The sequence below is a fragment of the Rhizobacter sp. P2_H3 genome, assembly GCF_056403355.1.
In genome coordinates this window covers 53116-74588 of sequence record NZ_JBFUFQ010000007.1, presented here as the reverse complement: position 1 = coordinate 74588, position 21473 = coordinate 53116, and the positions used below count along the sequence as shown (strand labels likewise).

The window sequence follows — 21473 nt, the reverse complement described above, 5'->3', positions numbered from 1 at the left end:
GGGCCGCGCCGCGCGGCACCCGCAGGTGGCCGTCGAAGCTGTCGAACGCCAGCGCGAGCGGCGCGGCGGCCGCCACCACCGCCCAGCGCGCCGGCCGCTGGCCGGCGTAGCCCAGCACGGCCCGCAGGTCGTACAGCGGCAGCAGCCCGCCGCGAAAGCCGATCACGCCGAGCAGCTCCGGCAGCGGGCTCGGCAGCGGCGTGACCGCGTCCAGCAGCAGCACGCTGGCGACGTCGGCCAGGCGCAGCGCATGCGGGTCGGCATCGACCTGGATCGCGAGGAAGTCGTCCGGCGGCTCGGCATCGGCGCGCAGCGGCTCGGCGAACGAGGCGTCGAAGGCCTGCCGCAGCTGCTCGGCGGTGCTGGTGGCGACGGACCTCATGGCCAGGCTCCGCAGGCGTGCAACTGGGTGCGGCACAGCGCGAGCAGCGCATTGCGGTCGAAGCCGCCGCCGAACAGGTGCAGGCGCGACGCCGCCTCGCGCTGCAGCAGCGCGAGCGCCTGGGCGAGTTCGCGCCGCGCCGCGCGCATGTCGCCGCGACGGCGCGCCAGCAGGCCCAGGTGCAGGCGCGGCATCGCGAAGTCCGGGTCCAGCCAGGCCGCCAGCCGGTGGCATTCGGCGGCACCGGCCGGGTCACCGACCCCTTCGCGGCACTGCGCGAGCACGTAGTGCGCTCCGGCGTTCGCCGGGTCGGTGGCCAGCAGCGCGCGGCCGGCCGCCTCGGCCTCGGCGAAGCGGCCGACGTGGGTCAGCAGCACCGCCTGCAGCAGCTGCGATTCGGGGTCCGGCGCGGCCGCCGGCGGCAGGGCCTGCAGCACGTCGAGGGCCTGCGTGAAGCGCTCCGCCGCGAACAGCTCGAGCGCCTGCACCAGCGGCCGCGCGCCCGGCACATCGCCGGGGTCGGCCCGGGGCGGCGGTGTACCCGGCACGGTCAGCTGACGGATGCGCTCGGAGGAATGGTCGATCGCCTGCACCCATTCGGTGGCGGCGGCAGGCGCGCGTGGCGCCGCGGCGGCCGGCAGCGTGCCCGGCTTGCGCTGGTAGTAGAACGTGTCGTGCGTGTGGCGCAGGTCGAAGTCATCCGACAGCCGGCGCAGTGTCTCGGCGTGGCCGAGGAACAGGTGGCCGCCCGGCACCAGCGCCCGCGCGAAGCGCGCCACCACGGCCCGCGCGTCGTCGGGCGTGAGGTACATCAGCACGTTGCGGCAGAACACCACGTCGTACGAACCGGGTTGCCAGAACGCGGGGTCGTCCGCGCACAGGTTGCGCGGCTCGAAACGGACCGCGCCGCGGGCCTCGGCATCGAGCACGAAGTCGGCCCCGTCGCGCTGGAACCAGCGCTCGCGCAGCGGCTGCGGGGTCTCGCGCAGCGACCATTCCGAATAGCGCGCGCGGCGGGCCCGCTCGATCATCTCGGGGTTGAGGTCGAGGCCGAGCACGGCCAGCGTGCAGGACGCTGCGGGCAGCGCCTCCCGCAGCAGCATGGCGATCGAGTACGCCTCTTCGCCGGACGCGCAGCCCGCCGACAGGACGCGCAGGCAGCGCCCGCCGTCCGCGCCGCGCGGCACGCCGGGCAGCACCTGGTCGCGCAACGCACGCAGCTGGTCGAGGTGGCGGAAGAAGTAGGTTTCCGGCACCGTCAGCTCCTGCACCAGCGCGCTGAAGCGATCGTCGGCGGCCGGGTTGTCCGACGGCGTGGCGAGCTCGGCCAGGTAGTGCTCGCAGCCGATGCCGGCCGTGTCGAGCTGGCGCTGCAGCACGCCGTCCAGCCAGCCCAGCCGGTCGGTCTCGAACTGCAGGCCGAAGCGCCGTGCCACCAAGGCCTGGAAGCGCTCGGTGCGAACCGTCATGCCAGCACCTCGTCGGACAGCAGCCGCGCGTTGTCCAGCACCAGCAGCAGCTCGGCGTCCAGCCGGCCGATGCAGGCGACGGCGTCACGGCCGGCCTCGTCGAGCAAGGGCGGCAGCGGGTGCTGTGCATCGATCGGCACGGCGCGCACGCCGAGCACCTCGTCGACCGCCAGCACGACACGGCGCTCGCCGGTGCGCAGCACGACGAAGCGGCGCGGCGCACTCACCGCGTCGATGCCATCGAGCAGGCGCGCGGCGTCGATCACCGGCAACGCCAGACCGCGCACCAGGGCCAGGCCGCGCATGAAGAAGGGGGCACCGGCCACCGCCTCGACCGGCAGCGGGCGCAGGGTTTCGACCACCTCGCTCAGCGCAAGGGCGCATCGCCATGTCCGCACGCGGCAGATCAGCGACAGTTCGGCGTGGCGATCGTCCACCGGGCTTCCGCTGGCAGGCTCAGGCCCGCCGACGCCATGACACGCACCCGGTGACGACGAACGCGCGCACAAGCGGCTCGGTCATCGTCGTCAGCTCCCTGACAGTCCGTTTCGGGACTCTGCGAAGTTGTCTCTTCGTTTGACGGGAATGTTATAGCGCGTATTCGAAGACGCCGGGGGGCAATTTCCCCCAGTGCCAGCAGGCAGCGCCTGGTGGTCAGGCGCGCGTCGTCGCGAGCCGCCGCTCCATGACATACGCCACGCGCGACAAGCCGAAGCACAGCACGAAGTAGGTGACGGCCAGCGTCGCATACACCTGCACCGGCTTCGTGAACACCTGCGTGTTGATCTGCGTCGTGATGAACGCGACCTCGGTCAACCCGATGATGTAGCCGAGCGAGGTCTCCTTGATCGTCGAGACGAACTGGTTCACCAGCGACGGCAGCATGTGGCGCAGCGCCTGCGGCAGGATCACGTAGCGCAGCGCGCCGAAGCGGCCGAAGCCGAGCGAGCGTGCCGCGTGCATCTGGCCGTCCGGGATGCCGCGCACGCCGGCGCGCACGATCTCGGCGATGTAGACGCCGTCGAACACCACCAGCGCGATCAACATCGTCGTGAACTGGTCGGTCTTGTGGCCGGTGACGCTGGGCAGGAAGAAGTAGGCCCAGAACACCACCATCAGCAGCGGGATGCCGCGCACCGCGAACACCAGCGCGGTGACCGGCCAGCGCAGCGCGCGGTGCTCGCTGATGCGGGCCAGCCCCAGCAGCAGCCCGAGCGGGAACGCCAGCACCAGGCCGAGCGCGGCCAGCAGCACCGTCAGTGCGAGCCCGCCCAGCGGCCCGTTCGGGTACTGGCCGATCAGGAAGTAGAGCCAGTAGGTCTGGATCAGCTCGATCATCGCGCGCTCATCTGTGGCATCACCTGGAGCGCACCGGCCAGCGGTGCTGGTACCAGCTCGCGAGGCCGGTGATGGTGAGCGAGATCGTCAGGTAGGCCGCGGTCGCGAACGCGAAGGCCTCGACGCTGCGGAAGGTCGCCGATTCGACCTGCGCCGCGCGGTACATCATCTCGGCGACGCCGATCACGGTGGCGATGCTGGTGTTCTTCCACAGGTTCAGCGTCTGCGAGATCAGCGGCGGCACCGTGATGCGCACCGCCTGCGGCAGGATCACCAGCTGCATCGACTGCAGGAAGCCCAGCCCGAGCGCGCGGCTCGCCTCCATCTGCCCCGGCGGCACCGCACGGATGCCGCTGCGGATGTCCTCGGCCATGTAGGCGGCGGTGTAGAGCGTGAGCGCCGCCACCGCGCTGATCGCCTCGATGTTGGTGGCGTACAGGCGCTGCTTCAGCGCCTCGGGCAGCATCTCGGGTGCACCGAAGTACCAGAACAGCATGTGCGCGAGCAGCGGCACGTTGCGGATCGCTTCGACGTACGACACCCCGATGGCGCGCAGCACCCGCGACGGCGACAGCCGCAGCATCGCGACCGTGGTGGCCAGCGGCACCGCCAGCACCAGCGTGACGGCGGTCAGCTGCAGCGACAGCACGAAGCCGGCCACCAGCGCATCGTGGTACTGGCCGGACAGCAGCAGGGAGAAGTCGAAGGAAGGCACGGCGAAGGAAAGTACGGCGAAGACTGCGGAAAAGTCGGCCCAACAACAAAGTGCCTCGCCCCCGTGAGAGGGCGAGGCACCGATTCAGGTTTCAGCCGAGCTTAACCGTCGATCTTGTCGGAAACAAACTTGAAGTCCCGCGACTGGAACTTCAGGCGCGTGTTCGGCCCGTACCACTTCTGGAACAGCTTGTCGGCCTCGCCCGATTTCTCCAGGTCGCGCAGCACGCCGTCGACGACGCCCTTCACGCCGGCCTCGCCCTTGCGGATGCCCAGCGCCAGTGCTTCGGTGCTGATGCTCTGCGGGATGATCAGGTAGTTCTTCGCGGCCGGGCCGAGCTTGCCGAAGTCGTCGATCAGCGAGGCTTCGTCATTGACGTAGCCGACGCCCTTGCCCTGCTGCAGTGCGAGGAAGGCCTGCTGCGTGGTCTCGAAGGTGACGACGTCGACGGTGGGCACCGCCTTGCGGATGTTCGGCTCCTGCGTGCCGCCCTTGACGGTCAGCACCTTCTTGCCGCCCAGCTGCGACAACTGCGAGATGCCGCTGTCCTTCTTCACCAGCACCTTCTGGCCGGTCACGAAGGTGGTCAGCGAGAAGTCGATCAGCGCCTCGCGTTCCTTGTTGTGCGTGAGCGAGGCGGCCAGCAGGTCGACGCGGCCTTGTTGCAGCTCGGGGATGCGCGCGGCGACGGCGAGCTGCTTGAACACCGGCTTCACGCCCAGCTTGGCAGCAATCGCGCGGCCGATGTCGACCTCGTAGCCGACCACGTCGCGGGTCTTCGGGTCGACGAAGCTGTTCGGTTCGTCGGTGCCGAGCACGCCGATGACGATCTCGCCCTTCTTCTGGATGTCGGCGAGCTGGTCGGCATGGGCGCCGACCGAGAACACCGCGGCGGCGGCCGCGACCAGCGTGGACAGGAACAGGCGTTTTTGCATGAGGGTTCTCTTCAGCATGTTGTTGGAATCAGGGTTCGCAGACTACCGAAGCCTGATCGATCCGCGAACGACTGAATCCGGATAAGCAAAGGCGTGTTGGTTGGATGCTCCGGCTCAGATGCGCGCCAGCGCCCCCTCCAGGTCGGCCCGCTGGTCGGCCAGGTCCTCGATGCCGACACTCAGCCGCACCAGCGCATCGCTGATGCCCAGCTGCGCGCGCTGCTCGGCCGGGATCGTCGCGTGGGTCATCAGCGCCGGGTGCTCGATCAGGCTCTCGACGCCGCCCAGGCTCTCGGCCAGCGAGAACACCTCGCAGGCCTCGAGGAAGCGGCGCGAGCCGGCCAGGTCGGTCTTCAGCGTGACCGACAGCATGCCGCCGAAGCCCTGCATCTGGCGCTTCGCGAGCGCATGCTGCGGGTGCGATTCGAGGCCCGGGTAGTGCACGCGCGCGACCTTCGGGTGGCGCTCCAGCCATTGCGCGAGGGCCGATGCGTTCTCGCCGTGCCGCTGCATGCGCAGCGCCAGGGTCTTGACGCCGCGCAGCGTCAGGAAGCTGTCGAACGGCCCGGCGATCGCGCCGACCGCGTTCTGCAGGAAGCCCAGGCGCTCCGCATGGCCGGCCGCTTCGGCGCGCTGCCCGACCACCGCGACGCCCCCGATGACGTCCGAATGCCCGTTCAGGTACTTGGTGCTCGAGTGCACGACCACGTCGAAGCCGTGCTCCAGCGGGCGCTGCACGTACGGGCTCGCGAAGGTGTTGTCCGCCGCCGCCAGCAGGCCGTGCTCATGCGCGATGCGGGCGATAGCCTCCAGGTCGGTCAGCTTCAGCATCGGGTTGCTCGGCGTCTCGACCCAGACCATCTTCGTCTCCGGCCGGATCGCGGCGCGCAGCGCCTGCGGATCGGACAGGTCGACGAAGCTGAACCGGTGGCCCGCGCTGCGCGTGCGCACCTTGTCGAACAGGCGGAAGGTGCCGCCGTACAGGTCGTCGCTCGCGATGATGTGCGCGCCGGCGTCCAGCAGCTCCAGCGTGGTCGAGATCGCGGCCAGCCCGGAGGCGAACGCGAACGCGCGCGTGCCGCCTTCGAGGTCGGCGACGCAGCGCTCCAGCGCCCAGCGCGTCGGGTTGTGCGAGCGCCCGTAGTCCAGGCCCTTGTGCACGCCGGGGCTCTGCTGCACGTAGGTCGAGGTCGCGTAGATCGGCGGCATGATCGCGCCGGTCGTCGGGTCGGGCGACTGGCCGGCGTGGATCACGCGGGTCGCGAACTGGTGGGTGTCCTTGGAGCTCATCGGCGTGCCTTGCGGAGGTGGTTCAGGAGATCGAAGCGGGTGATCAGGCCGTGGAATGTATCGCCGTCGGCGACGATCGCGACCAGGCCGCGGTCCAGCACCTGGCGCAGCGCGGCGATGCTCGAGCCGGGGCGCAGCGTCTCCAGCGCGGCGCTCATCGCCGAGCTGACGGTGTTGCCGTAGTGCGCCGGGTCGCCCTGCAGCTGCATCAGCACGTCGGACTCGTCGATCACGCCGGCGAGCCGGGTGCCGTCGAGCACCGGCAGCTGCGACACGTCGGCCAGGCGCATGCGCTGGAACGCGGTCAGCAGCGTGTCGTCGGGCGTCACGCTGACGACGCCGCCCTCGTCGGGCCGGCGCGCGACGATGTCGCGCAGGTCACCGTACTGCGTGCGGGCGAGCAGGCCCTCGTCGATCATCCAGCTGTCGTTGTAGACCTTCGACAGGTAGCGCGTGCCGGTGTCGCAGACGAAGGTCGCGACGCGCAGCGGCTTCGTCTGCGCACGGCAGAAGCGCAGCGCGGTGGCCAGCAGCGTGCCGGTGGATGAACCGCCCATCAGGCCTTCGGCGCGCAGCAGCTCGCGCGAGGTCGCGAAGCTCTCTTCGTCCGAAATGGAGTACGCGTGCTTGATGCCGGACAGGTCGGCGATCGGCGGGATGAAGTCTTCGCCGATGCCCTCCACGGCCCAGGAGCCGGCCGGGCCATGGGTGCCGGTCAGCACCTGGTCGGCGAGGATGGAACCCACCGGGTCGGCGAGCACGAATTCGAGCTTCGGCTGCGCGGTGCGGAAGTAGCGCGTCAGCCCGGTCAGCGTGCCCGACGAGCCGACGCCGACGACGATCGCGTCGAGGTCGTGGCCGCTCTGCTCCCACAGCTCGGGCCCGGTGCCGCGTTCATGGGCGAGGGGGTTGTTCGGGTTGTTGAACTGGTCGGCGAAGAACGAGCCGGGGATCTCCTTCGCGAGGCGCGCGGCATAGTCCTGGTAGTAGGCCGGGTGGCCCTTGCCGACGTCGGAGCGCGTCGTGTGCACTTCGGCGCCGAGCGCCTTCAGGTGCAGCACCTTCTCGGTCGACATCTTGTCGGGCACGACCAGCACGACGCGGTAGCCCTTGGCGCGCGCCACCAGCGCGAGGCCCAGGCCGGTGTTGCCGGCGGTCGCCTCGACGACGGTGCCGCCGGGTTGCAGCAGGCCGTCGCGCTCGGCGGCCTCGATCATCGAGACGCCGATGCGGTCCTTGATCGAGCCGCCGGGGTTCTGCGATTCGAGCTTCAGCAGCAGCGTGCACGGGCCGGTGTCGAGGCGCGTCACGCGCACCAGCGGCGTGTTGCCGATCAGGTCGAGCACGGCGGGGTGGGTCGTGGCGTTCATGGGTTTGTCTCCAGAATGAATGAAGACGCGCGCCTCGTGAGCACGCGCCTCGTAGCCCGGATGCTAATCCGGGGTGTGTGCACGAACCCGGATTGGCATCCGGGCTACCAGCGGGGTTATCGCCGGTTCGCGAGTTGCTTCACCACCGCGATGAAGCGATCCACTTCCTCGCAGGTGTTGTAGAACGCCAGCGACGGCCGCACCGTCGCTTCGAGCCCGAAGCGGCGCAGGATCGGCTGCGCGCAATGGTGGCCGGTGCGCACCGCGATGCCCTCGCGGTTCAGCGCCTGCCCGACCTGGTCGGTCGAGTACCCGTCGAGCACGAACGACAGCACGCTCGCCTTGTCTTGCGCGGTACCGACCAGCCGCACGCCGGGGATCGGCTGCAATGCGTGCGTCGCGTAGCCGAGCAGCGCGTGCTCGTACTGCGCGATCGCATCCAGCCCGAGCCGCTGCACATAGTCGATCGCCGCGCCCAGCCCGACCGCATCGGCGATGTTGCCGGTGCCGGCCTCGAAGCGCGTCGGTGCGCCGTGGTAGACCGTCTTCTCGAAGGTCACGTCGGCGATCATGTTGCCGCCGCCCTGCCACGGCGGCATGTCCTCCAGGATCTCCTGCTTGCCGTACAGCACGCCGATGCCGGTCGGGCCGAACAGCTTGTGGCCGGAGAACACGAAGAAGTCCGCATCGATCGCGCGCACGTCGACCCGCATGTGCGACACCGACTGCGCGCCGTCGACCAGCGCCTTCGCGCCGGCCGCGCGGGCGAGCGCGACGATCTCCTGCACCGGCACCACCGTGCCGAGCGCGTTCGATACCTGCGTCACCGACACCAGCTTCGTCTTCGGGCCGAGCAGCTTGCGGTACTCGTCGAGCTTCAGTTGCCCGCGGTCGTCGACCGGGATCACGCGCAGCACCGCGCCCTTCTCGGCCGCGAGCTGCTGCCACGGCACGATGTTGGCGTGGTGCTCCAGATGCGAGACGATGATCTCGTCGCCGGCGCCGATGTTCTTCGCGCCCCAGCTCTTGGCGACCAGGTTGATCGCCTCGGTGGTGCCGCGCACGAACACGATCTCGTCGACCGACGCGGCGCCGAGGAAGCGCTGCACCGTCTTGCGCGCACCTTCGTACGCATCGGTTGCGCGCGCGGCCAGCTCGTGCGCCGCGCGGTGGATGTTCGAGTTCTCGTGCTCGTAGAAGTGGCTGATGCGGTCGATCACCGATTGCGGCTTCTGCGTGGTGGCGGCGTTGTCGAACCAGACCAGCGGCCGGCCGTTGACGCGCTCCTGCAGGATCGGGAAGTCGCGCCGCACCGCGTTGACGTCGAAGGCCGGCTTCAGCGGCGCCGCATGGCTGGGCTCGCCCAGCGCGCGCTGCCCGGGATGGCGCGGCGTCTCGAGGAAGTAGAACGACGGCGAGGCCGGTGCCACACCGGCGGACGAGCTGCCGAAGCGGCCGTCCCAGGCCGGCGCCGCGGTGTAGCCCAGGTCGGGCACGCCGTTGCCGGCCGGCGCATGCGGCAGCGACGACGGCAGCTGCGCCGCCAACGCGGCCGGATGCTGCGGCGAGCTCGGCACCAGGTTGCCACCAGGAACGGCGGCGGTGAGCGGCTGCACGTTCGGTGTGGCCGGGCCGCTGCTGCCCGGCGGCGGCGTGAAGCCGGCCGGGTGCGCATTCGCCGGCACCGAGGGAGCGAATGACGGAGCCGCCGGTGCAGCCCCGGGCCAGTTCGCGAAGAGTTCCCCCGCCAGCTTCGCGATCGCTGCGGGGTCGAACGCGTCGATCGTGCTCATCACTTGTACGTGTCGGGATACTCGTGGAACTTGCCGATCTCGACATCCTCGAGCACGGCCAGCGCATCAGGCACCTGCACCGCGAGCGAGCAGTACAGCGAGATCAGGTACGACGAGATCGCGTTGCGGTTGATGCCCATGAAGCGCACCGACAGCCCCGGGCTCTGCTCGCCGGCGAGGCCCGGCTGGTACAGCCCGACGACGCCCTGGCGCTTCTCGCCGACGCGCAGCAGCAGGATCTTGCTCTTGCCGTCCGCCACCGGCACCTTGTCGGACGGGATCAGCGGGATGCCGCGCCAGGTGATGAACTGCGAGCCGAACAGGCTGACGGTCGGCGGCGGCACGCCGCGGCGGGTGCATTCGCGGCCGAACGCGGCGATGGCCAGCGGGTGCGTCAGGAAGAACGCCGGCTCCTTCCACACCTTGCTCAGCAACTCGTCCAGGTCGTCGGGCGTCGGCGCGCCGGTCAGCGGGAACACGCGCTGTTCGTCGGCGACGCTGGCGAGCAGCCCGTAGTCCGGGTTGTTGATCAGCTCGCTCTCCTGGCGCTCCTTGATGGTCTCGATCGTCAGGCGCAGCTGCTCCTTGATCTGGTCGTGCGGGCTGCTGTAGAGGTCGGAGATGCGGGTGTGCACGTCCAGCACGGTGCTGACCGCGTTCAGGAAGTACTCGCGCGGCTGCTCGTCGTAGTCGACGTAGGTGCTGGGCAGCTCGCCCTCGTCGCGCTGCGACGAGCAGGCCACCAGCACGTCCTGCGGGTTCTTGACCGTGTTCAGGCGGTAGATGCCGGCCTCGACCGGCACCCACTGCAACAGGTGCGTCAGCCAGCGCGGCGTCAGCGTCGCGAGGGTCGGTGCCGTCTTGGTCGCGTTGGCAAGTTGCCGGGCGGCGTTGTCGCCAAGGGCCAGCTGTTGCTGGGTGTCAGCCATGGAGGAACTCCTGAAACGAAAAACGAATGAAGTTATGCGGGGATCAGATAAGCGGGCGCAGTGTCGCCAGCGCCCGTGCGCCGATCAACCGGCTATCGCCATCAAAGGGTGACTCGCGTGTCATGTCATCAGGCGGGCGTCCCCAGTTCGAAGCGCGCGATCAGCGACGACAGGCTGATGCCCAGCGCCGCGGCGAGCTTGGCGGCGGTCTCGATCGACGGCATCACGGTGCCGCGCTCGATCTCGCCGAGGTAGGAGCGGTTCAGGTCGGCGCGGCCGGCGAGCTGCTCCTGCGACCAGCCGCGGTCCTCGCGGGTCACGCGCACGACCTGGCCGAAGCGTTGGCGCAAGGTATGGGTCATGGCCGGCGGTCCTGTCTTGTAGTCGCCTGTGTCACCTGGCTGCCCGGCGGCACGTCGTCGGTGACCCACACATTGCCGCCGATCGTCGAGCCGCGGCCGATCACGATGCGGCCCAGCAGCGTCGCGCCGGCGTAGATCACCACGTCGTCCTCCACCTGCGGGTGGCGTGCGAGACCCTTGCGGATCTTGCCGTCGTCGTCGGTCGGGAAGCGCTTCGCGCCCAGCGTCACCGCCTGGTAGACGCGCACCCGCTCGCCGATCACCGCGGTCTCGCCGATCACGACGCCGGTGCCGTGGTCGATGAAGAAGCCGGCGCCGATGGTCGCGCCCGGGTGGATGTCGATGCCGGTGCGGCCGTGCGCCAGCTCGGCGACGATGCGCGCCAGCAGCGGCACGCCCAGCTCGTACAGCCGGTGCGCGACGCGGTGGTGCACCATCGCGTCGATGCCGGGGTAGCACAGCAGCACCTCGTCGACGCTGCGTGCGGCCGGGTCGCCGTGGAAGGCGGCCAGCACGTCGCTGTCGAGCAGGCCGCGGATCGCGGGCAGCGACGCGGCGAAGCGGCGCACCAGGTCTTCGGCGTCGACCTCGTGCCGGCCGGCATGGCGCAGCTCGAGCTTCACCTGCGCGCACAGCGCATGCAGCAGCGTGTCGAGCGTGTGGCCGATGTACCAGTCCTCACTGTCCTGGCGCAGGTCGGGCGGGCCGAGCCGCATCGGGAACAGCACGCCGCGCAGCGATTCGACGATGCCTTGCAGCGCCTCGCGTGACGGCAGTTCGCGGCCGCCGGGTTCGCGCTGGCGCTGCTGCGACTCGCGCCAGCGGGTGCGGGCAGCGCGCAGGCCGGCGACGACCTCGGCCACGTCGAAGGCAGATGCCGACATGGTCAATCCTGGATCCACGGCAGGCCGTGGAAGCGCCAGCCGTCGGCGTGGCCGCGCTGGCCTTGCGCGTTCAGCTCGCCCTCGAAGCCTTCGCTGACGTTGAAGGCCTGCGCGAAGCCGGCCTTGGTCGCGGCCTCGGCCGCCGCCGCCGAGCGCTTGCCACTGCGGCACAGCAGCAGCACGACCGCCGGCTTGGCGACCTTGGCCTCCAGCTCGCGCACGAAGCGCGGGTTGCGCGTCAGGCTGGTGCCGGTGGCCCAGGGCACGTGCACGCTCTCGGCGACGTGGCCGACGAACTTGCGCTCTTCGGCGGTGCGCACGTCGACCAGCACGGCCTGGCCGCTGCGGGTCAGCGCCCAGGCATCGACCGGCGACAGGCTGCCGGCGAACGGCAGCTGGCCGTCACGGGCGCGCTGGCGGGCCTCTTCGAGCACGGTGGGACGGGGGAATTCTGCGAGCACGGCGGACATGGCGGTCTCCTTCAGCGATCAATGTCGAATGAAGGCTATCGCCACCAATTGCCGCGGCGAACGAAGAAAAGCGTGCTTCGATATTCGCCCGCCGCACAGCCGGCATGAGCACATCCGAAAAGCTTCGTTCGGATCGGCGGCGGCGCGCCGTACCGTGCAGGCCTTGCAGTCGCATCGACACCCGAGGAGGAGAACCATGACACACACCCGTCGCGCAGCCCGTCGTGCTTCCATCGTCCAGGCCCTGGCCATCGCGCTCGGCCTGTTCGCCACCGCGGGCTCGGCCGTTGCGCAAGCCCAGCCGGTGCGGATCGCGTACCAGACGGTCGTCGAGCCGGCCAAGGTCGCGCAGGCCGACGGCCTCTATGAGAAAGCCACCGGCCAGGCCATCGAATGGCGCAAGTTCGAGAGCGGTGCCGAAGTCATCACCGCCGTCGCGTCGGGTGACATCCAGATCGGCTACGTCGGCTCCAGCCCGCTGGCCGCTGCCGCGAGCCGGGAGCTGCCGATCGAGACCATCCTGGTCGCCGCCGAGATCGGCAGCGCCGAGGCGCTGGTCGTGCGCAACGGTTCGGGCATCGCGAAGCCGGCCGACCTGGTCGGCAAGAAGGTGGCGGTGCCGTTCGTGTCGACCACGCACTACAGCCTGCTGGCCGCGCTGAAGCACTGGGGCATCGATGCGAAGAAGGTCAACGTCATCAACCTGCGCCCGACCGAGATCACCGCGGCCTGGCAGCGCGGCGACATCGACGCCGCCTATGTGTGGGATCCGGCGCTCGGCAAGATCAAGGAGAGCGGCAAGCTGCTGACCAGCTCGGCCGACGTGGCGACCTGGGGTGCGCCGACCTTCGATGCGTGGATCGTGCGCCGTGACTTCGCGCAGAAGAACCCGGCGTTCGTCGCGCAGTTCGTGCGCATCACCGGCGAGGCGTATGCCGCCTACCGCAAGGATACGAAGGCCTTCGTCGCGAACCAGGCCAACGTCGACAAGATCGTCAAGCTGACCGGCGCCACCGCCGCCGACGTGCCCGAGCTGCTGGCCGGCTCGAAGTTCCCGACGCTCGCGGAGCAGGCCTCGCCGGCCTTGCTGGGCGGGGGCACCGTCAAGGCGCTGACCGACACCGCGAAGTTCCTGAAGGAGCAAGGCAAGGTCGACCAGGTGCTGGCCGACTACGGCAGCTATGTGAGCGTGAAGCACGTGCAGGCCGCGGCCAAGGCCTCGGGCCAGGCCGTCGCGACCGCACGCTGAACACGCACCAACGAGACACGAAGGAGTTCACGCCGTGGTCGAACTGCAGGCGGTCACTGTAGGGTACCGGGGTGCTGCAGGGTCGACCACGGCTGTGAACACCCCCGTGCTGGATGCCATCGACTGGCAGGTGCCGCAAGGCGCGCTGGCGGTGCTGCTGGGGCCCTCGGGCTGCGGCAAGTCCAGCTTGTTGAATGTCATCGCCGGGTTCGTGACACCCAGCGGCGGGCGGGTGTCGGTGTCGGGCCGCCCGATCACCGGGCCCGGCGCGGACCGCGGCGTCGTGTTCCAGGACGACGCGCTGTTGCCCTGGCTCGACGTGCTGAACAATGTCGCCCTGCCCTTGCGCCTGCGCGGTGGGGGCCGCGCGGCGCGCGAGGACAGGGCGCGCGGGTTCCTCGCGCTGGTCGGGCTGGAGGGCTTCGAGACGCGGCCGGTGTGGGAGCTGTCGGGCGGCATGCGCCAGCGCGTCGGTATCGCCCGCGCGCTGGCCGCCGACCCCGAGGTGCTGCTGATGGACGAGCCGTTCGGCGCCCTCGATGCGCTGACGCGCGAGCGCATGCAGGAGCTGCTGCTGAAGGTCTGGCAGGCCACCGGCAAGACCATCGTGCTGGTGACGCACGGCGTCGAGGAGGCGGTGTTCCTCGCGACCGACCTGGTGGTGCTGTCGCGCCGGCCGGCGCGCATCGTGCAGCAACGTGCGCTGGACTTCGGCCGCCGCCATGCGCAGGGCGAGGCGGCGCGGGCGATCAAGTCGCTGCCCGAGTTCGTCGCGGTGCGTGAGCAGGTGCTGGGCGCGGTGTTCGCGCAGGACGAAGCGGTGCACTGAGCCGAAGCGATGGATGCGATCTCTCCGATGACCGTGCGTGTGCTCACGCAGCCTGCCGCGCTCGACGAATCCGTCAGGCCGAAGGCTGGGCCCGAGGCTGCCGCGCCGCTGTGGTCGCGCCCCGTCGTGATCAGCCTGCTGAGCGTGCTGGTGCTGCTGGCCGTGTGGCAGGCGGTGACGGCGGCGCGCTGGATCGAGCCGCTGTTCCTGCCGCCGCCCGCCGCGGTGTGGGAGAAGTTCCTGCGCGTGGCAGGCGAGGGCTACATGGACGCCACGCTGTGGCAGCACGCCGGCGCGAGCCTGGCGCGCGTGGCGCTCGCGCTCGGCATCGCGGTGCTGACCGCCATCCCGCTCGGGCTGTGGATGGGCCTGTCGCCCACCGCGCGCGGCGTGTTCGATCCGCTGATCGAGTTCTACCGGCCGGTGCCGCCGCTTGCCTACCTGCCGCTGATCGTGATCTGGTTCGGCATCGGCGAGCTGTCGAAGGTGCTGCTGATCACGCTCGCGATCTTCGCGCCGCTGGTGATCGCGACCGCCACCGGTGTGCGCCAGGTCGACGAGACGCGCCGCCGCGCCGCGCAGGCCTTCGGCGCGACGCGCTGGCAGCTGCTGCGCCACGTGGTGCTGCCGAGCGCGCTGCCGGAGATCCTGACCGGGCTGCGCGTCGGGCTGGGGGTCGGCTGGTCGACGCTGGTCGCCGCCGAGCTGGTCGCCGCGACGCGCGGCCTCGGCTTCATGGTGCAGTCGGCCGCGCAGTTCCTGAACACCGACATCGTGCTGCTTGGCATCTTCACGATCGCGCTGATCGCGTTCGGGCTGGAGCTGGGGCTGCGTGCGCTGCAGCGGCGGCTGGTGCCGTGGCAGGGGCGGGGCTGATGGCGGCGCGGCTGCTGCCGCCGTCGGGCGGCGACACACTGTGGGCGAGCGGCATCGCGGCCTTCGAGAGCTTGTCGGCACCACTGAAGCGTATGCTCGACGGCCTGACGGCCGAGCATGACATGGTGAAGTCCTTTCCCGCGCACCGCTTCGCCCGCACGCCCGACGAGCGCGTGCGCTGGGACGAGGCGCGTGCGAAGAACCCGCCGGTGATCCACCCGGTGATCCGCACGCACCCGGTCAGCGGGCTGCGCGGCCTGTTCGTCAACGAGGGCTTCACGACCCGCATCGTCGAGCTGGCCGCGAAGGAGAGCGACGCGCTGCTGCGGCTGCTGTTCGAGCATGTCGCGAAGCCGGAGCACACGGTGCGCTGGCGCTGGAAGCTGCACGACCTGGCCTTCTGGGACAACCGCCTGACGCAGCACTGCGCCACCGCCGACTACCTGCCGCACCGCCGCGTGATGCACCGCGCGACGGTGCTGGGCGACAAACCCTTCTGATGCGCTGATGGTGCTCTCGCTGCAGCAGCATGTGCCGGTGATCGACCTCGCGTCGCCGGAGCCGGAGGTCGCGCGGCGGATCGGCGAGGCGTGCCGCGCGCATGGCTTCTTCTACGTCGTCGGCCATGGTGTCGACGAGGCGTTGATGGACCGGCTGGAAGACCTGAGCCGCCGCTTCTTCGCGCTCGACGAGCCGACCAAGCTGCAGTGGCGCATGGCGCTGGGTGGGCGGGCGTGGCGTGGCTACTTTCCGCTGGGCGGCGAGCTGACCTCGGGTCGGCCCGACTGGAAGGAAGGGCTGTACCTCGGCGCGGAGCTCGGCGACGACGATCCGCGCGTGCGGGCGCGCACGCCGGTGCATGGGCGCAACCTGTTTCCGGAGCACGCCACGCTGGCCGGCTTCCGCGAGACACTGCTCGCGACGATGGCGGCGCTGACCGGCCTCGGCCACCGCGTGATGCGTGCCATCGCGCAGAGCCTGGCGCTGCCGCCTGGCTACTTCGCCGAACGCTGCACGGCCGACCCGCTGATCCTGTTCCGCCTGTTCAACTACCCGACGCGCCCGGTGCCGGCCGGCACCGATGCGCAGTGGGGCGTCGGCGAGCACACCGACTACGGCCTGCTGACGCTGCTGCGCCAGGACGATGTCGGCGGCCTGCAGGTCAGGACGCGTGAAGGCTGGATCGAGGCGCCGCCGCTGYCGCACAGCTTCGTCTGCAACATCGGCGACATGCTGGACCGGATGACCGGCGGGCTGTACCGCTCGACGCCGCACCGCGTGCGCCTGAACACGTCGGGCCGCGACCGGCTGTCGTTCCCGTTCTTCTTCGATCCGGCCTTCGATGCGCGCGTGCAGCCCATCGAAGGCTTGCCGCAGGCCGACGACGACAGCGCGACGCGCTGGGACCGGGCCAACCCGCATGCGTTCGACGGGACGTATGGGGACTACCTGCTGGGGAAGGTGGGGAAGGTGTTTCCGCAGCTGAGGGATCAGGTGTTGTGACGCGGCGTGCGCGCCGTGTTCTTGCGCACGGCTGATTTTTTGGCGTCCTGCGCCGTCGTCGGTGCACTCAAGGCGTAGAGCTCGTGCAGTTTCATCGCCAGCATCTGCTTGTCCGGCAACTGCGTCTGGTATTGCGCCACCAGCGCCGGGGAGAGCGTGCGGCTCAGCGCGTACTCCACCACCTCGTGGTCCTTGCTGGTGCACAGCAACAGCCCGATGGCCGGATTCTCGTGAGGCTTTCTCACATCACGGTCCAGCGCCTCCAGATAGAAGTTCAGCTTGCCCAGGTGCTCAGGCTCGAAAGCGGTGACCTTCAGTTCGATGGCCACCAGGCAGTTCAGGCCGCGGTGGAAGAAGAGCAGGTCCAGCATGAAGTCCTGCCCGCCGACCTGCATCGGGTATTCGCTGCCGATGTAGCAGAAGTCCCGACCCAGCTCCGTCAGGAAACGGCCCAGGTTCATCAGCAGGCTGCGATGCAGTTCTGATTCGGAGTGCGGATCTGGCAGGGCCAGGAAGTCGAGCAGGTAGGTGTCCTTGAAGTGCTGTTCAGCTTGAGGCTGCAGCTGTCTCAACGCAGTTGAGGCTTTTGGCGGATGGAGCACGGTCCGCTCGAACAGACCGCTGTCGATTTGCCGCGCCACTTCGCGCACCTGCCACCCTTGCTGGGCGGCCATGCGCATGTAGAACTCACGTTCTTCCTCGCGCTTGGTGCGGCTGAGGATGTGCAGATGCGAGGACCACGAAATCTCTCTCAGCAATGTTGAGAGTTTCGAGTCTTGAGGGTAGGCCCGGAAGAACTGCCGCATGCGCTAGAGGTTCTGGGCCGAAAAACCATTTCGGCCCGGCTCACGTTGGGCGATGTAGGCGGCGAGTTTTTCGACAGTTCCCTTGGACCAGCCATCGGCTTCGATGCGTTGATGCAAGTACTGACCGATGCGCCAGTACAGCTCAATGACTTCGGCATTGACTGCCCGGGTGGCACGTCCACGTGCGCCTCGAATCAGCGTGACCACTTCACCGAAGGCTGCCTCGGAGGTCGTTGCCGGAGGACTGGAGACCGGCTCGATGGTTTCGCTCATCGGACTGCTCTACTCAACTTGAATTTCATCCCCTTCTCCCAGCTGGATCATGTTGCGACCGCGCAGTCTCGCGAAGCGCCCCAGAGCGCGTCAGGTGAAAGATGTCCGGGTCACATCCCCGAGATAGCGGGTTCTCGAAAAGCGATGGCCGCCGGGCAGGCCTATGCGCCCAGCCAATAAGCAAAACCACTTTCATTCGTTGGCGTTAGACCGACCGGTCCCTATCGTGGCGGCTCGTCGTCACCACCGGGCACCACCCCGCCCGATCCGCCATGAAGATCGTCAGCATTTCCGGCAGTCCCTCGCTCCGATCGCGTTCGGGTTGGCTGCTCCAGCTCGCGCAGACGCGCCTGGAAGGCACGGGTGACACCAGCAGCCTGATCGCGGTGCGCGAGCTGCCCGCCGCGCCGCTGCTGCACGCCGATTCACACAACGCATCGATCCGCGCGGCGCTCGACGAAGTGCGCGATGCCGACCTGCTGCTGGTCGCCACCCCCATCTACAAGGCCGCGTACAGCGGCCTGCTGAAGCTGTTCCTCGACCTGCTGCCCACCGACGGCCTGCGCGGCAAGACCGTGCTGCCGCTGGCCACCGGCGGCAGCCTCGCGCACCTGCTCGCGCTCGACTACGCGTTGAAGCCGGTGCTGTCCGCACTCGGCGCACGCGACATCCTCGACGGCGTGTTCGCCACCGATGCGCAGCTGGTGCCGCACGAATCCGGCGGCTACGTCCCCGATGACGCCCTGGTCGAACGCCTCGACCGCGCGCTGCAACCCTTGTCTCCTCGCCCGCTTGCCATGAACGCCGGGTGATTCGGCACCCCGGCGCCGCAAGGGGCCGGGGTGTCTTTTTCCTTCTGTCCGTCCACCCCTGGAAGTACCACCGTGAACCTGCGGATCGACTCGCTGTTCTCGACGCACCGCCGCCTCGGCCTTGCACTGACGCTGGCCCTGGGCCTCGTTGCCGGTCCGGCCCTCGCGCAGACCCGCACCGAGCTGCGCATCGGCTACCAGAAGTACGGCACGCTGACGATCCTGAAGGCGCGCGGCGACCTCGAGAAGCGCCTCGCGCCGCAGGGCGTCGACGTCAAGTGGACCGAGTTCCCGGCCGGCCCGCAGCTGCTCGAAGGCCTGAACGTCGGCTCGATCGATTTCGGCACCGTCGGCGAAGCGCCGCCGATCTTCGCGCAGGCGGCCGGTGCCGACCTGGTCTACGTCGCGAACCAGCCGCCCGCACCCGCCGGCGAGGCGATCGTCGTCGCGAAGGATTCGCCGATCCGCTCGGTCGCTGAACTGAAGGGCAGGAAGGTCGCGCTGAACAAGGGCTCCAACGTCCATTACCTGCTGGTCAAGGCGCTGGAAAAAGCCGGCGTCAAGTACAGCGAGATCCAGACCGTGTTCCTCGCGCCGGCCGATGCGCGCGCCGCCTTTGAGCGCGGCAGCGTCGACGCCTGGGTCATCTGGGATCCGTTCCTCGCCGCGGCCGAAAAGCAGCTCGGCGCGCGCGTGCTCGCCGACGGCAAGGGGCTGGTCTCGAACCACCAGTTCTACCTCGCGTCGCGGCCCTATGCCGACAAGCAGCCGCAGGTGATCCGCGCGATCGTCGAAGAACTCGCCAGGCTCGACCGCTGGGCCGAGGGCAACAGCCGCGAGGTGGCTGCCTTCCTCGCGCCGCAGATCGGGCTCGATGTCGGCGTTGCCGAGGTCGCCGCCGGCCGCTTCGCGTACGGCATCGTGCCGATCACGCCGAACGTGGCCGCGCAGCAGCAGAAGATCGCCGACGCGTTCTTCGAGCTGAAGCTGATCCCGAAGGCGATCCGCATCTCCGATGCGCTGCCGACGGCGCTGAAGACCGCGAGCGCGCCATGAGAGGCACGCGACGCGAGCTGCTGCAGGTGACGCTCGGCGCGGCCGCGGCGTCGCTGGCCGGGTTCGCGCGCGCCGCAGAATCGGCGCCCGCCCAGTTGCGCATCGGCTTCCAGAAGGCCGCCGTCAACCTCGTCGTGCTGAAGCAGCAGGCCGCGCTGGAAAAGCGTTTCCCGGCCAGCACCGTCAAGTGGATCGAGTTCCCGGCCGGGCCGCAGCTGCTGGAGGCGCTGGCCGTCGGCAGCCTCGAGTTCGGCCTCACCGGCGACACGCCGCCGGTGTTCGCGCAGGCCGCCGGCAAGGACCTGCGCTACGTCGGCGCCGAGCCGCCGAAGCCGCTGTCGTCGGCCCTCCTCGTGAAGCCCGATGCGCCGCTTGCGACGCTGGCCGACCTGAAGGGCCGCAAGGTCGCGCTGCAGAAGGGGTCGAGCGCCCACTACCTGCTGGTGCGCGCGGTCGACCGCGCCGGGCTGCAGTGGTCCGACATCCAGCCGGTGTACCTCGCACCGTCCGACGCGCGCGCCGCGTTCGAGCGCGGCAGCGTCGACGCCTGGGCGATCTGGGACCCCTACTACGCGGCCGTCGAGCTCGACCTGAAACCGCGCGTGCTGGCCAACGGCCGCGACCTGTCGAGCAACAACTCGTTCTACCTCGCGTCGCGCGCGCTCACCGAGCAGCACCCGCAGGCCGTGCTCACGCTGCTCGCCGAGCTGAGCCGCGCCGATGCGTGGGTGCAGGCCAACCGCAAGGAGGCGGCGCAGCTGATTTCCGACTTCAGCGGATTGAGCCTCGCGACCACCCATTTGTTCATCTCGCGCCGCCCGGTCTCGCCGGCGGCACCGCTGACGCCGGCGATCGTCGCCGACCAGCAGCGCGTGGCCGATGCGTTCGCGCGGCTCGGCCTTCTCCCGCAGGCGGTGCGCGTCGCCGACATCGTCTGGTCTCCCACTTCGAAGTCCCTATGAAGATCCTCTGGTTCATCCCCACGCACGGCGATTCGCGCTACCTCGGCACCAGCAAGGGCGCGCGCGCCGCGACCTTCGACTATTTCAAGCAGGTCGCGATCGCGGCCGACAGCCTGGGCTACGAAGGCGTGCTGCTGCCGACCGGCCGCTCCTGCGAAGACTCGTGGGTGCTGGCCGCGAGCTTGATCGACGCGACGCGGCGCCTGAAATTCCTGGTCGCGCTGCGGCCGGGGCTGGTGCAGCCGGTGCAGTCGGCGCGCATGGCCGCGACCTTCGACCGCCTGTCGGGCGGCCGCCTGCTGGTGAACCTGGTGACCGGCGGCGATGCCGAAGAGCTGGAGGGCGACGGCCTGTTCCTGCCGCATGCGCAGCGCTATGAACTCTCGCGCGAGTTCCTGACGATCTGGCGCGACGTGCTCGCGAAGAGCCACGACAACGAAGCCGTCAGCCACGACGGCGAGCACCTGCGCGTGAAGGGCGGCAAGGTGCTGTACCCGCCGATCAACAAGCCCTACCCGCCGATCTTCTTCGGCGGTTCGTCGGAAGAAGCGCACGAGCTCGCCRCGCAGCAGCTGGACACCTACCTCACCTGGGGCGAGCCGCCGGCGGCCGTCGCGACCAAGGTGGCCGACATCCGCCAGCGCGCCGCCAAGTACGGCCGCACGCTGGAGTTCGGCATCCGCCTGCACGTGATCGTGCGCGAGACCGAGGATGAAGCCTGGCGCGCCGCGGCCGAACTGGTCTCGCACCTCGACGAAGAGACCGTCGCGCGTGCGCAGCAGAAGTTCGCGCAGATGGATTCGGTCGGCCAGCGCCGCATGGCCGAACTGAACAAGGGCAGATTCAACCCGAAGAACGTGCGCGAAGGGCTGGAGGTGTCGCCGAACCTGTGGGCCGGCGTCGGCCTGGTGCGCGGCGGGGCCGGCACCGCGCTGGTGGGCGATCCGCAGCAGGTGGCCGACCGCATCCAGGAGTACGCCGCCCTCGGGCTGGAGTACTTCATCCTCAGCGGCTACCCGCACCTGGAAGAGGCGCACCGCTTCGCCGAGCTGGTGTTCCCGCTGCTGCCGGTGAACCTGCGCGAACGGCTGGCCGGCCAGGTGCTCACCGGCCCGTTCGGCGAGATTGTCGCCAACACCTACGTGCCCAAGGTTTCGCAGAGCTGATCAC

At 69.6% G+C, this 21473-nt stretch carries 23 protein-coding genes and 1 pseudogene; 9 read left to right on the top strand and 15 right to left on the bottom strand.

Annotated features, from left to right (window positions below; genetic code table 11):
* From AC1D1T_RS02755 to AC1D1T_RS02695, 13 genes are all read right to left on the bottom strand, one after another.
* On the bottom strand, positions 1-382 hold a 382-nt coding region (locus AC1D1T_RS02755; RefSeq protein ID WP_477991344.1), incomplete at its 3' end, for a chemotaxis protein CheW.
* Positions 379-1851 (bottom strand): CheR family methyltransferase, encoded by a 1473-nt coding sequence (locus AC1D1T_RS02750; RefSeq protein WP_477824518.1) that lies wholly within the window; start codon positions 1849-1851, stop codon positions 379-381. The genes AC1D1T_RS02755 and AC1D1T_RS02750, both read right to left, overlap by 4 nt.
* Positions 1848-2288 (bottom strand): chemotaxis protein CheW, encoded by a 441-nt coding sequence (locus tag AC1D1T_RS02745; protein ID WP_047503904.1) that lies wholly within the window; start codon positions 2286-2288, stop codon positions 1848-1850. Before AC1D1T_RS02745 ends, AC1D1T_RS02750 begins: the two co-directional genes overlap by 4 nt.
* A 217-nt stretch (positions 2289-2505) precedes the next feature.
* Positions 2506-3189, bottom strand: a complete 684-nt coding sequence (locus tag AC1D1T_RS02740) for an amino acid ABC transporter permease (RefSeq protein ID WP_465110150.1) — start codon at positions 3187-3189, stop codon at positions 2506-2508.
* Positions 3190-3208: 19 nt separating this feature from the next.
* Entirely contained in the window at positions 3209-3904 is a 696-nt protein-coding gene (locus tag AC1D1T_RS02735) for an amino acid ABC transporter permease (RefSeq protein ID WP_047503909.1), read from the bottom strand.
* 101 nt (positions 3905-4005) lie between these two features.
* Positions 4006-4839: an ABC transporter substrate-binding protein gene (locus AC1D1T_RS02730; protein ID WP_047503912.1), complete on the bottom strand. Its 834-nt coding sequence runs from the start codon at positions 4837-4839 to the stop codon at positions 4006-4008.
* Between the two features lie 114 nt (positions 4840-4953).
* Positions 4954-6129, bottom strand: coding sequence for a trans-sulfuration enzyme family protein (locus tag AC1D1T_RS02725; RefSeq protein WP_047503915.1), 1176 nt, complete (start codon positions 6127-6129; stop codon positions 4954-4956).
* A complete protein-coding gene (locus AC1D1T_RS02720) occupies positions 6126-7499 on the bottom strand; it encodes a pyridoxal-phosphate dependent enzyme (protein ID WP_477824516.1) in 1374 nt (457 codons plus the stop codon). The genes AC1D1T_RS02725 and AC1D1T_RS02720 overlap by 4 nt, the downstream gene beginning before the upstream one ends.
* A 116-nt stretch (positions 7500-7615) precedes the next feature.
* On the bottom strand, positions 7616-9292 hold the full coding sequence (locus AC1D1T_RS02715) for a family 2A encapsulin nanocompartment cargo protein cysteine desulfurase (RefSeq protein ID WP_477824515.1): 1677 nt from the start codon (positions 9290-9292) through the stop codon (positions 7616-7618).
* Positions 9292-10221: a family 2A encapsulin nanocompartment shell protein gene (locus AC1D1T_RS02710; protein WP_047503923.1), complete on the bottom strand. Its 930-nt coding sequence runs from the start codon at positions 10219-10221 to the stop codon at positions 9292-9294. Before AC1D1T_RS02710 ends, AC1D1T_RS02715 begins: the two co-directional genes overlap by 1 nt.
* Positions 10222-10349: 128 nt before the next feature.
* Positions 10350-10583 carry a helix-turn-helix domain-containing protein gene (locus AC1D1T_RS02705; RefSeq protein ID WP_047503926.1) on the bottom strand — a complete coding sequence of 78 codons (234 nt, stop codon included), beginning with the start codon at positions 10581-10583 and terminating at the stop codon, positions 10350-10352.
* A complete protein-coding gene (gene epsC / locus AC1D1T_RS02700) occupies positions 10580-11467 on the bottom strand; it encodes a serine O-acetyltransferase EpsC (protein ID WP_465110156.1) in 888 nt (295 codons plus the stop codon). Before epsC ends, AC1D1T_RS02705 begins: the two co-directional genes overlap by 4 nt.
* A gap of 2 nt (positions 11468-11469) precedes the next feature.
* Positions 11470-11937: a rhodanese-like domain-containing protein gene (locus tag AC1D1T_RS02695; protein WP_477991342.1), complete on the bottom strand. Its 468-nt coding sequence runs from the start codon at positions 11935-11937 to the stop codon at positions 11470-11472.
* Between the two features lie 196 nt (positions 11938-12133).
* On the opposite strand from AC1D1T_RS02695, the gene tauA reads away from it, so the two are divergent.
* The 5 genes from tauA to AC1D1T_RS02670 are packed head-to-tail and all read left to right on the top strand — an operon-like array spanning position 12134 to position 16394.
* Entirely contained in the window at positions 12134-13186 is a 1053-nt protein-coding gene (gene tauA / locus AC1D1T_RS02690) for a taurine ABC transporter substrate-binding protein (protein WP_477824513.1), read from the top strand.
* Positions 13187-13220: 34 nt separating this feature from the next.
* Positions 13221-14015 (top strand): taurine ABC transporter ATP-binding subunit, encoded by a 795-nt coding sequence (gene tauB / locus AC1D1T_RS02685; RefSeq protein ID WP_477824512.1) that lies wholly within the window; start codon positions 13221-13223, stop codon positions 14013-14015.
* A 9-nt stretch (positions 14016-14024) separates the two neighbouring features.
* Positions 14025-14891: a taurine ABC transporter permease TauC gene (gene tauC, locus AC1D1T_RS02680; RefSeq protein WP_477824511.1), complete on the top strand. Its 867-nt coding sequence runs from the start codon at positions 14025-14027 to the stop codon at positions 14889-14891.
* Positions 14891-15391, top strand: a complete 501-nt coding sequence (locus AC1D1T_RS02675) for a TauD/TfdA family dioxygenase (protein WP_477838929.1) — start codon at positions 14891-14893, stop codon at positions 15389-15391. Before tauC ends, AC1D1T_RS02675 begins: the two co-directional genes overlap by 1 nt.
* A gap of 7 nt (positions 15392-15398) precedes the next feature.
* Positions 15399-16394 (top strand): isopenicillin N synthase family dioxygenase, encoded by a 996-nt coding sequence (locus AC1D1T_RS02670; protein WP_477991340.1) that lies wholly within the window; start codon positions 15399-15401, stop codon positions 16392-16394.
* Here AC1D1T_RS02670 and AC1D1T_RS02665 read toward each other — a convergent pair.
* A complete protein-coding gene (locus AC1D1T_RS02665; protein WP_477824521.1) occupies positions 16382-16996 on the bottom strand; it encodes a PDDEXK nuclease domain-containing protein in 615 nt (204 codons plus the stop codon). The genes AC1D1T_RS02670 and AC1D1T_RS02665 overlap by 13 nt on opposite strands.
* A 15-nt stretch (positions 16997-17011) precedes the next feature.
* Positions 17012-17473: pseudogene (locus AC1D1T_RS02660) on the bottom strand (DUF1016 N-terminal domain-containing protein); the annotation flags it as partial.
* A gap of 272 nt (positions 17474-17745) precedes the next feature.
* Here AC1D1T_RS02660 and ssuE point away from each other — a divergent pair.
* The 4 genes from ssuE to ssuD all read left to right on the top strand — a co-directional run bounded on the left by ssuE (position 17746) and on the right by ssuD (position 21469).
* Entirely contained in the window at positions 17746-18285 is a 540-nt protein-coding gene (gene ssuE, locus AC1D1T_RS02655) for an NADPH-dependent FMN reductase (RefSeq protein ID WP_477824508.1), read from the top strand.
* A gap of 72 nt (positions 18286-18357) precedes the next feature.
* The gene (locus AC1D1T_RS02650) at positions 18358-19341 is read left to right on the top strand and encodes a sulfonate ABC transporter substrate-binding protein (RefSeq protein WP_477824507.1); all 984 of its coding nucleotides are present in this window, start codon (positions 18358-18360) and stop codon (positions 19339-19341) included.
* Positions 19338-20303, top strand: coding sequence for a sulfonate ABC transporter substrate-binding protein (locus AC1D1T_RS02645; RefSeq protein WP_477824506.1), 966 nt, complete (start codon positions 19338-19340; stop codon positions 20301-20303). The genes AC1D1T_RS02650 and AC1D1T_RS02645 overlap by 4 nt, the downstream gene beginning before the upstream one ends.
* Positions 20300-21469, top strand: coding sequence for an FMNH2-dependent alkanesulfonate monooxygenase (gene ssuD / locus AC1D1T_RS02640; protein WP_477991338.1), 1170 nt, complete (start codon positions 20300-20302; stop codon positions 21467-21469). Before AC1D1T_RS02645 ends, ssuD begins: the two co-directional genes overlap by 4 nt.
* The last annotated feature ends 4 nt before the right edge of the window (positions 21470-21473 follow it).